7 protein-coding genes are annotated in these 9,564 nt (G+C 46.1%); 6 read left to right on the top strand and 1 reads right to left on the bottom strand.

The features are described from left to right. Window positions 1-408: 408 nt before the first annotated feature. Both NC796_RS24880 and NC796_RS24875 read left to right on the top strand, forming a co-directional pair. The gene (locus NC796_RS24880; protein WP_310688531.1) at window positions 409-828 is read left to right on the top strand and encodes a DUF1761 domain-containing protein; all 420 of its coding nucleotides are present in this window, start codon (window positions 409-411) and stop codon (window positions 826-828) included. A gap of 264 nt (window positions 829-1,092) precedes the next feature. Next, window positions 1,093-1,899 (top strand): DUF5694 domain-containing protein, encoded by an 807-nt coding sequence (locus NC796_RS24875; protein ID WP_310688530.1) that lies wholly within the window; start codon window positions 1,093-1,095, stop codon window positions 1,897-1,899. Window positions 1,900-1,962: 63 nt separating this feature from the next. Here the strand turns inward: NC796_RS24875 and NC796_RS24870 are convergent, their stop codons facing one another. Then, a complete protein-coding gene (locus tag NC796_RS24870; protein ID WP_310688529.1) occupies window positions 1,963-2,625 on the bottom strand; it encodes a DsbA family oxidoreductase in 663 nt (220 codons plus the stop codon). A 150-nt stretch (window positions 2,626-2,775) separates the two neighbouring features. On the opposite strand from NC796_RS24870, the gene budA reads away from it, so the two are divergent. The 4 genes from budA (at window position 2,776) to NC796_RS24850 (ending at window position 9,289) form a co-directional block, all read left to right on the top strand. Continuing rightward, entirely contained in the window at window positions 2,776-3,597 is an 822-nt protein-coding gene (budA, locus tag NC796_RS24865; RefSeq protein ID WP_310688528.1) for an acetolactate decarboxylase, read from the top strand. 56 nt (window positions 3,598-3,653) lie between these two features. Beyond that, window positions 3,654-4,325, top strand: coding sequence for an SDR family oxidoreductase (locus NC796_RS24860; RefSeq protein ID WP_310688527.1), 672 nt, complete (start codon window positions 3,654-3,656; stop codon window positions 4,323-4,325). Window positions 4,326-4,519: 194 nt separating this feature from the next. Continuing rightward, window positions 4,520-4,939 (top strand): VOC family protein, encoded by a 420-nt coding sequence (locus NC796_RS24855; protein ID WP_310688526.1) that lies wholly within the window; start codon window positions 4,520-4,522, stop codon window positions 4,937-4,939. Between the two features lie 918 nt (window positions 4,940-5,857). Then, the gene (locus NC796_RS24850; protein ID WP_310688525.1) at window positions 5,858-9,289 is read left to right on the top strand and encodes an AAA family ATPase; all 3,432 of its coding nucleotides are present in this window, start codon (window positions 5,858-5,860) and stop codon (window positions 9,287-9,289) included. Window positions 9,290-9,564 lie beyond the last annotated feature (275 nt).

Genomic DNA, 9,564 nt, shown 5'->3' with positions numbered 1-9,564 from the left:
CTGACGCTGGTCGGGAGTTAGTTCTATCGTTGGGGCAACATTCATGAGCGTTTAATTGAGGGTTGGAGGGAATATACGATGTCCCCAGCTAATAATTACTATAATTTTTGAAATTAAGTACTAGTTCTCTTTCCTTAAAAAGGAGATCTCATTATTAACATTTGTGCCTTCAAAACTTGAAAAGGAGAGCTCTTTGCTAAGAAAAGTGATCCTCCTGCTAAGAAAAGTGGTCTTATTACCTACCAAAGAGGGCTCGTAACTCCCTAAATAGGTCTCTTGAGGGGGTAGGGAGATCTCCTCTTAATAGAGTTCCACTTGCTTTATTCGCAAAAGTTGGTACCATACACATATGCATTTGGAGAGAAAGCAAGTATAATTCATAAAACTATTAATAAACGGGATGAAACAATGGACTTTTCGAATATCAATCTTTGGGCAGTATTGGTGGCAACACTTTCAACATTTGTAGTCGGTTGGCTTTGGTACGGACCTTTGTTCGGTAAAGCCTGGATGAGTGCTGCGGGAATAACAGAAGAAAAAATACAAGAAGGAAATATGGCCAAAATATTTGGACTTGCCTTTATCTTTGAACTGATAATGGCATTTAACCTTGCGATGTTCTTTTACGGTTCACCAGAAGGGGCCGAAATGATTACTGCCGGGACGGGTGCATTCTACGGGTTTTTAACCGGATTTGGCTGGGTCTTCTTTGCACTGGCTGTCAATAGTCTTTACGAACAAAAGTCATGGAAATACATTTTTGTTAATGGAGGGTACTGGACAGTCGCTTTCACCGTTATGGGCTTGATCCTCGGTGCATGGAAATAGAAAACTTTGTCTCCACCGGGTCGCAATGTCACCGGCCGGGTGGATTATACAACGTCTCGCATCCAGGTTCCCTATATCCGCTAAGCAAATAAAAGGGACATGATTTGTGATGTAACATGAAAGCAAAATAGTCGTAGTGTTTTGCAGATTCACTCTTGAATGAGAATGTGAATAAAACTTCTTTTCAATCTTATGAATCTGCACAACAGCTTTTTCTCAAAATTTATCAGAAATACAATACCTTTTCTTTTATTGGTTTTTTACTTGGCTCCGGCAACGCCTGCATTGGGACAGCAGCAAGACCAGCAGTCACTTCCATTCCTAAAATCTGGCTCTCAACAGGAATCGGTTGAAGTGATGGTATTGGGGACCTTCCATTTTTCTGGAGCGCCTGATTTCAATGCCATTAATGCCGCCGAACAGCAGGATGAAATTAAAGCGATGGTTGACAACCTGTCCAAATTCGAACCCACAAAAATTGCTCTCGAGTTTGAACGGAAAGATACAGCCAAAGTTGACAGTCTTTATGACGTTTATCGCCAGGGTAACCACAAGTTGACAGTGAATGAACGGCAGCAGGTTGGATTTCGATTGGCGGGTCAACTTGACCATGAGAAAGTATATTCCATTGATTATAAAAAGCCGTGGGGTATGAGGCCGGTCATGGAGTGGGCCAGCGACAATCAGACCGGTTTTAAGGAGTACTTCTACGATTGGAAACGGGAAAATTCGCAAATGGATTCGACGTTGCACCGCCATAAAACGATCAGTGAGATTTTGATGCTTTATAACAGTGACCCTTTCCTGGACAGGATCCAGAAAGCCCGAATGCGCACGCTTGAAGTGGGAGCCGGTGAGAACTACATCGGGATTGAGCCCGTGGCTTCCATTTACAAGCGCAACATGAGGATTTTTGCAAACTTAATAGATATTGCCGAACCGGGAGACCGCATCTTGATTGTTTACGGGACAGGGCACACACATTTCTTCAATCAATTTATTGAACAACACACCGATATGAAGCTGGTGGATGTCCAAAAATACCTTGCACCCGCAATTTCCTCACGCTAGAGTTGTTATTAGTTGTCAGCTGCATGAGAAATTCCGATAACAAATAACCAATAACCAAATGCGTTACGCCTGTTGGCCAACAGCATCGGCCTGTTCATCGTTATATGCCTTCTCGAGGGCTTCCGTGAACATATGCACAGGCTGGGCTCCGGAAACGGCATACTTCCGGTTTAAGACGAAAAAGGGGACACCGCGAATACCAATTTTTTGCGCCTCTTTTTCGTCTGCCCGGACCGCATCAGCAAAATCATCACCTGCAAGTAACTCATCCAGGTCTGAGGCATCGAGACCGATTTCCAGGCCAATCTGCTTCAGCGTTTCTGGTTGGGCAATGTGTCGACCTTGCGTAAAGTAGGCAGCAAAAAGTTTCTCCTCGGCTTCATCTGCCAGTCCATGCCTGGTGGCAAGCTTTATCAGCCGGTGAGCATCAAAGGAGTTCGTAGGAATAATCGCCTCCGGGTTAAAATCGATGCCAACCGCAGCGGCCTTCTCCTTGAGATCTTCATTGGCTTTCCTGGCCCATTCCAGGGACTGCCCATATTTATCAGCTAACATTTCATACACGTTTTGGTCCGGGTTGATTTCAGCACCGGTATCGAGCTCAAAGCTATGCCATGTAACTTCAACCTCATCCTTATGCTCAAACTTATCGATCGCCTGTTCAAGATGTCGCTTCCCGATATAGCAAAATGGGCAACAGATATCGCTCCAGATCTCAATTTTCATAATAGTGTTTTAGATTTGTTCATTTTAATTCATTCGAACATCTTCAATGTGAACTATCGTGATAGCGTTCCCTGACCAGACTTTTGGGTGCCGGGGAAAGTTATGCATTCTTCGGACTTTAAGAATAGCAGATATTAAATCAGGAGTATTATGTTGACAAGATGGAGTTCAGTCATCGTAACAACTGTGATGTTGTTGGGATGTAATCAAAATCAACAGATGGAACAGGAACAGAGACCTTCGGGGCCACATCCCTACAGCAATTACATGTATCAATATTCCGTTATCGATGCCCTGCTGGCCGGGGTATATGACGGTGATTTAAGCACAGCTGAACTGCAAAAGAAGGGCGACTTTGGAATTGGAACATTCAACCGGGTAGATGGCGAACTTATTATGGATGGAGGAAGAATCTACCAGGCCAGGTCTGATGGGACAATCCAGGAAGTTAGTGAAGCTCAACAATTACCCTTTGCCCAGGCCGTCTATTTTCAAGCTGATACCTCTTTTTTTATCTCAACGGAGGACCTCGAATATTCGGGATTGCAGGAGCACCTGCTATCGGAGTTTTCTGAAAACCAGGTGTTAGCTGCTCGACTTACCGGCCATTTCAAGACTGTTTACTACCGCGCACCCCAAGCAGCAGAAAAGCCATATATTCCACTTGCGGAGTATTTAGAAAAGCACCAGGCAGAATTTAACATTGAAAATACCACCGGCAAGGCGATCGGATTTTACCTGCCACGCTATCTGGACCGGGTAAATGTACCGGGATTCCATTTTCATTACCTTTCAGATGATAAGCAGACAGGAGGACATATTCTTGGATTTACATCCGAATCCCTGCAGGTAGAAATTGATCAGATACCGGGTATTATTGTTGAGCCGATGGCAAGTGAAGCGTTCCACAAGGCCGACTTGCAAAAGAATCGGGAAGAGGAGGTTAAACAAGTTGAACAGGGCTACAATTGAGCATAAATTTGACCCAAGATGATGTTAGTGAACTACGATTAATCAAACCGGAAAAAATGGATATTGAAGACAAAACTGCGATAGTAACCGGGGCAAGCAAAGGCATCGGCCTGGCCATTACAAAAACACTACTCAATGAGGGCGTTTCTGTTGCCGGGTGGAGCCGAACGCCGCCGGAGGAATTATCGCATGAGCAGTTTACCCACGTGAAAGTGGATCTGACGAAGCAACAAGAAGTGGAAAAGGCGTATGATAAAACGGCGAAGCTGCTGGGAGAAGATATTCATATCCTCATAAATAATGCCGGAGTAGGGTACAAGGGTATCGTTGAAGAGATGCCGGTGGAGAAGTGGGAGTATCTTTTTGACCTGAATGTTCATGGAATTTTTTACACGAGCCGGCTTGTGATTCCAAATATGAAACAGAGGGAAGAGGGCCATATCATCAATATTTCATCCGGGGCAGGTACCAATGGCATCGCCGGAATGACCTGCTATTCAGCCACCAAGCATGCAGTAGTTGGTATATCAAGATCGCTCCACCAGGAACTGCGTGATTTTGGAGTGAAAGTGACCTGCCTGTCGCCGGGTTCAGTAGAGACTGGGTTTTCTTCTTCCAACAAAAACAAGTTACTGCCGGAAGATCTGGCCGATTCAGTTGTCCACATATTGAAATGCCGCAAAAACTTTCATTACCCGGATATCCAGGTTCGACCGCTGCAGCCTTAGGGGGCCTGATGAAAAGTACGCGAAGTAGGGATAAAGACAATTTAGTGGACCCCGCGTCATTTGCGTCTTCTCTATTAATATGACCTATATTAATAGCGTGCTGTTTTTGGAGGAAATGAGAACTAAATTTAACTTGCAATGAGATGGGTAGTATTTTGAGTTCTAAACTATTTCAATAACAAGGGTAGCAAAAGATGGAGCAACGATTAACACTGGTGACATTGGGAGTGGAAGACATGCAAAAGATGCGCTCTTTTTACGAAGAAAAATTCGGCTGGATAGCTGAAGAAGAGAGCAATGATGAGGTCACTTTTTTTAAGCTCAACGGTGTTTTATTTGGACTGTTTGGACGTGAAGCCCTGGCTGAAGATGCAGACGTCGATTCGAAAGGAGAGGGATTCCGAAGTTTTGCACTGGCCCACAATCTTCGGTCGGATGCGGAGGTTGATAAACTTTTCAGGGAGCTGAAGGAAAAAGGGGTGACCATAGAGAAAGCTCCGGAAAAGACGTTTTGGGGTGGTTACAGCGGGTATATTGCCGACCCCGAAGGAAATCTCTGGGAGATCGCCCATAATCCATTTATGGAATATGATGAGTTGGGTAATGTGTTGTGATCTGGTTTAAGGAGATTGGAATCCATGTTGGCTTACCGATAAATTTAATCGGTTTAAGAATAACTAACTGAATGCTCCACACACTGAAAATGCGGGGATTCGGGTTAGGACTGAAAGTCCCTCGCGTCTACCAATTCCGCCACTCGGACAAATGCGTTAAGCACTTGCTGTGCAACGACTTAGGTTGATTTTATGTACTTTCCTGTTTGCTGCCATATCGTACTTGTTACGGCCCAAAATGACCCTAATTGGTGGTGAACCATTATAATGTCGAATGGATTAATTGGCTCATTAATATTTTGTTCAGGGGTGACGGCACGTTGTCCTTTATGTAGGCTAACTTTTGTTTCAAAAAGGGTATGCCAGATCCAGAGGTAAACGAAGATCGTGACTTGGACCCCTTATCAAGGCGAACTCTTTCCGAAAGGCTCTTTACAATCCTCTAAGCAATTCATTCAATTCAAGACGAGGGGAGAGGTAAGTGGCTATTCTAAAAAATCTCCGTTAGATACTACTTCTACTCCTGATTGGTTGCAAAAGCCATTTGGATAAATACGGATTGAGTATGATGAATCTGCTATGGGATACATAAATTGGACAATTTCTTGAATATTTCCCTCTTAAGCCACTCAAACAAGAAAATACAATCGATCTTCAGTCGGTTTATTTGACTTTGACCTACTCCCATAGGCTGGTCAAATTGTGGGAAGTTGACATCCAAAAAACTGGTTCCCTGTAATGTAGAGAAATCGAGTGTTTGTTGATAACAATAACCATTTCCAGAACAATCACTCTCCACTGCCTAAACCTACCGTCATCTCAGGTCATTTCTAACATCAGTTAAGAACGATTCTGAACACTACCCATTATTTTGTTATTATATTTTAAATGGGATAGGGACTCAACTAAGTTGGGGCTATGGAATCGTCAAAGACATTATCGTCCGCAAGCCTCGAAATGCATCTGTTCGGCCGTTTTGAGGTTTTTATCGATGGACAAGTACTCAGTGAAACCGAGATTAAAGGCCGCAAAGCGCGGACTTTGCTTAAGCTGATTGCTCACCAACGCAATTTTCAGATGGTCCGGGACCATGTCACCGATCTGTTATGGCCGGATCTTGATCAAAATGCGGCAAACGCACAGCTCTACAAGGCATTACATCATATAAGAAAAGCTTTTACCAAGTATAACGATGATGCCGATGACTGGATCAAAATTACGGATGATTTCCTAAGAATCGACCCGCCCGGAGGTGTTGTAACCGATGGACGATTCTTTGAACAAGCAGCACGAACAGGTATCAAAGAGAGGGATTTATCTGAACTGGAACAAGCTGCTTCTATATATAGCGGTGAATTTTTGCCCATGGATCGCTATGCCGAATGGGCATCGCTGCCCCGTGAGCATTATCGGCAGTTATATCTTGATGTACTTACAGCCCTGGCCGGTCAGTATGAGAAGCGGGGAAAACTGTCGGAAGCGGCTGAAATGCTGAGGTTGGCGCTTGAGAAAGAACCCACCCTTGAAACAGCGCATCGAGGTTTGATGCGCGTGTTTGCAAAAAAGGGTCAGGAAACCCGCGCCTTTCACCAATATGAAGTTTGCAGAGAGAGGCTGGGCAAAGAGCTGGGTATGTATCCTTCTAAAGAGACTATTGAACTTCTTGATGATATCAGGGAAGGTCAGCTTAAAGTAGAAAAAAAACAGCATGCGCGGTTAACCTCATTTCCAGATTCTATTCCGCCAATTATTGGACGTGTTGAAGAATGCAATACCATTGAGCAATTGCTTGATGAACTTTCGAGTGGGCGCGGGTGCGGACTTATAATAAGTGGCGAAGCCGGAATCGGCAAAACACGCCTAATCCGGGAACTCATCCTGCGTGCCCGACGTAAGGATATCCCTTTCTTTTTGGGACGCAGTGGCGAAGCATCCGGGAATGTGGCTTATGGCCCATTTATTGAGCTGTTCGACGATATTCTTTACAGGCACCCTGAACTTGAAGAAGAGCTTCCGGTAGAGATCGGGCGTCTTGTTCCGACCTTTGCCGGTGAGGGCACCCCGGCACCTCATGCCGATAAGCTGGCAGCCAAAGGACACCTTTTTGCCCGGGTGCAACGTCTTTTCGCAAAGCTTAGTCAGGAGGAGTATTGCGTTGTAATACTTGAAGACCTCCATGCGGCAGACCAGGGTAGCCGGGAACTATTTTCCTACTTGATCCGACATCTGGAGCGGTTACCTATCCTGATTGTCACCACATTAAGAAAAGAAGAAGGAGAGCCGGAACCAGAGTTTATTAGAAATATAGAAGAGCCTTCGGTGGATATGATCGAACTCGCTCCGCTCACCTATGAGGAACATATAGGCCTGCTTCAACAGTATGCCGAAGATGACATCATCGGGGCGGATACAGCAGCGCAAATTTATCAGCTTTCCGAAGGGAATCCCTTATATGCGCTTGAACTGCTGCAGCATTACAGGGAAAAAGGAAATACAGGTTTCCCGCGGGAGAACGAGCGTTCCGAGAAGATACCAGAGTCTCCGGCTTCAAAAAACATTCCTTCCTCCTTGCATAAATTGGTCGACCGAAAACTTGATAAACTTTCTCCCCCAGCCCATCATCTCTTGTATATCGCTGCAGTGATCGGCCGCCAGGTTCCCTATGAGCTTCTGGCGTATGTATGGAGTGGTGACCATCAAGGTGCAAACCAGGAACTTTTTACTGCTCTTGAAGAAGTTGTCAGGGAACGCCTGCTTGAAGAGAAGGGGCTTGATTATTCCTTTCGTCACGCTCTTGTCCAGGAGGCTATTTACTCGTCCATTTCTCAGGCCCGACGTAAAACCCTTCACAGACAGGTGGCCGACCGACTATTGAAGATATCGACAGACGCTAAAGAACCACCGGTTGAGCAGATAGCATGGCATTACCTGGGAGCCGGTGATATGCTCAAAGGAGCACAATTTTTGATTAAGTCAGGAGAAAGAGCTGAAAGTGCCTATGCCCATGAAGACGCCCTGCAGCGATACCGGGAGGCGTGTGAAGTGCTCGACAACCTTGAAATCGAGAAGGCCAATAGGCTGAAGAGAGAAATTTTGGAACGGATAGGCGATGTCTATCGAGCCTGTGGAAAACTTGAGATGAGCTATGACGCCTATGAAGAAGCGATATCAATTGCTGAAAAAATTGATCCAGACAACACGGACCTGGTAGAACTGTATCGAAAGATGGCCGTGGTTGCCATATTTCGTACCGAGATCGATCGCTCGGAGAAATATCTGGAGAAGGCTTTTGATCTTGTCGGGGATGACGCTCGTGCCAAGGCTCGTGTTTTGATAACAAAAGCACTCCACCTGTGGCATTTAAACCAGCTCGAAGAGGCATACGACGTTGCAAAACAAGCACTCCAACTGGCTGAAAAAGTGGATGCAAAGGTCGAGGCCTCGCAGGCGCGTGAAATCCTTGCGATGACCTGCCTGCCACTCGGCCGCTGGGAAGAAGGGCTCAAGTACGAAATGGACCGGCAGTACCACGGCTGGTCACCGGAAATTGTAGTCGCCACGGACGCCCATCTCTGCCTGTGGGAGTATCATGTATCGGGTGACCAGCCGCTGCAGCGTGCACGTTCTTTCATGGAACAGATAGCCGAGCAGGCTTCGGAAATGGGGGATCTGCGCTGTGTCGCTGTCTGTCACTACGCGCTGGGCACCATGCACCTGTGGAGAGGGCAACGGCACCGGGCTGTCGAAGAGCTGGCCGCGAGTCTCGAGCTGCACGAACAGGTGGGATCGCCTGCCGGGATGGCCTATTCGCTGGCCCGTAAAAGCGTGCTTCATACGCTGATGGGAGCCTGCGAACTCGGATGGCAGGCCATTCAGGACGGGCTTACTTATGCGAACCAGGCCGCTGTAAAGGATCACTGCCTGCAGCGGCTTTACGGGGTCGGTATCTGGAACCGGATTGAGGCTGGTGATACCAAACAGACCGGTAAAATGATAGAAGAAAGCGAAGCATTGCTGGATGAAACGGGAGCATGTGGCGCCTGCGCCCTGGAACTTTATCCATGGATGGCCTACTACTACCTTCATACCGGCCAACTTGATCGTGCGCGTGAATGTGGAGATGCCGTATCCCAGCTTGCAGAGAAAACCGATAATCCTATTGGGAAAGCGATCGCCAGCATGATCGAATCCAGTCTTTGTATTACCGAAGAGAAACGGGATCGCGCTGATGAATTCAGGGAAAAATCCTATCAAATACTGCAGGAGGCGGTCCCGGAAACAACCCATTCCCCCGTAGCCCACTATCTGGAACGCATGGTTGAGCAGCAGGACAAGTTGGTTGTTAGTTAACTGGTTATCTGTTATTAGTTGTTAGCCATCGGTTGAAAGTATACCTCCTCAAAACTGATACTGACCAGCCGAAGACTGAATGCTCGATATCGCCACTTAATTCAATCCGTGATCCCTTTCTATCTATATAATTCAGTCGCATTGGTGTACTAGCCCTCCCCAAATAAGCAATTGAAATAGCGACTAACTAAACCCGGAAGAAAACCGGAAGATCAAGGGAAGAGTCTGCCATTACATTACGGGTGAAATAACAAAACCCCTAATGAAAAGTGATG

The organism is Aliifodinibius sp. S!AR15-10, assembly GCF_031569985.1.
GTDB lineage: Bacteria > Bacteroidota > Rhodothermia > Balneolales > Balneolaceae > JAMQKA01.
The sequence above is the reverse complement of the archived record's forward strand: the minus strand, read 5'-3'. Positions and strand labels throughout refer to the sequence as shown.

What these genes read in the sequence shown, in the direction of transcription:
- NC796_RS24880 (WP_310688531.1), top strand. Translation starts at nt 409, where the DNA reads ATGGACTTTTCGAATATCAATCTTTGGGCAGTATTGGTGGCAACACTT.
- NC796_RS24870 (WP_310688529.1), bottom strand. Translation starts at nt 2,625, where the DNA reads ATGAAAATTGAGATCTGGAGCGATATCTGTTGCCCATTTTGCTATATC.
- budA (WP_310688528.1), top strand. Translation starts at nt 2,776, where the DNA reads ATGTTGACAAGATGGAGTTCAGTCATCGTAACAACTGTGATGTTGTTG.
- NC796_RS24860 (WP_310688527.1), top strand. Translation starts at nt 3,654, where the DNA reads ATGGATATTGAAGACAAAACTGCGATAGTAACCGGGGCAAGCAAAGGC.
- NC796_RS24855 (WP_310688526.1), top strand. Translation starts at nt 4,520, where the DNA reads ATGGAGCAACGATTAACACTGGTGACATTGGGAGTGGAAGACATGCAA.
- NC796_RS24850 (WP_310688525.1), top strand. Translation starts at nt 5,858, where the DNA reads ATGGAATCGTCAAAGACATTATCGTCCGCAAGCCTCGAAATGCATCTG.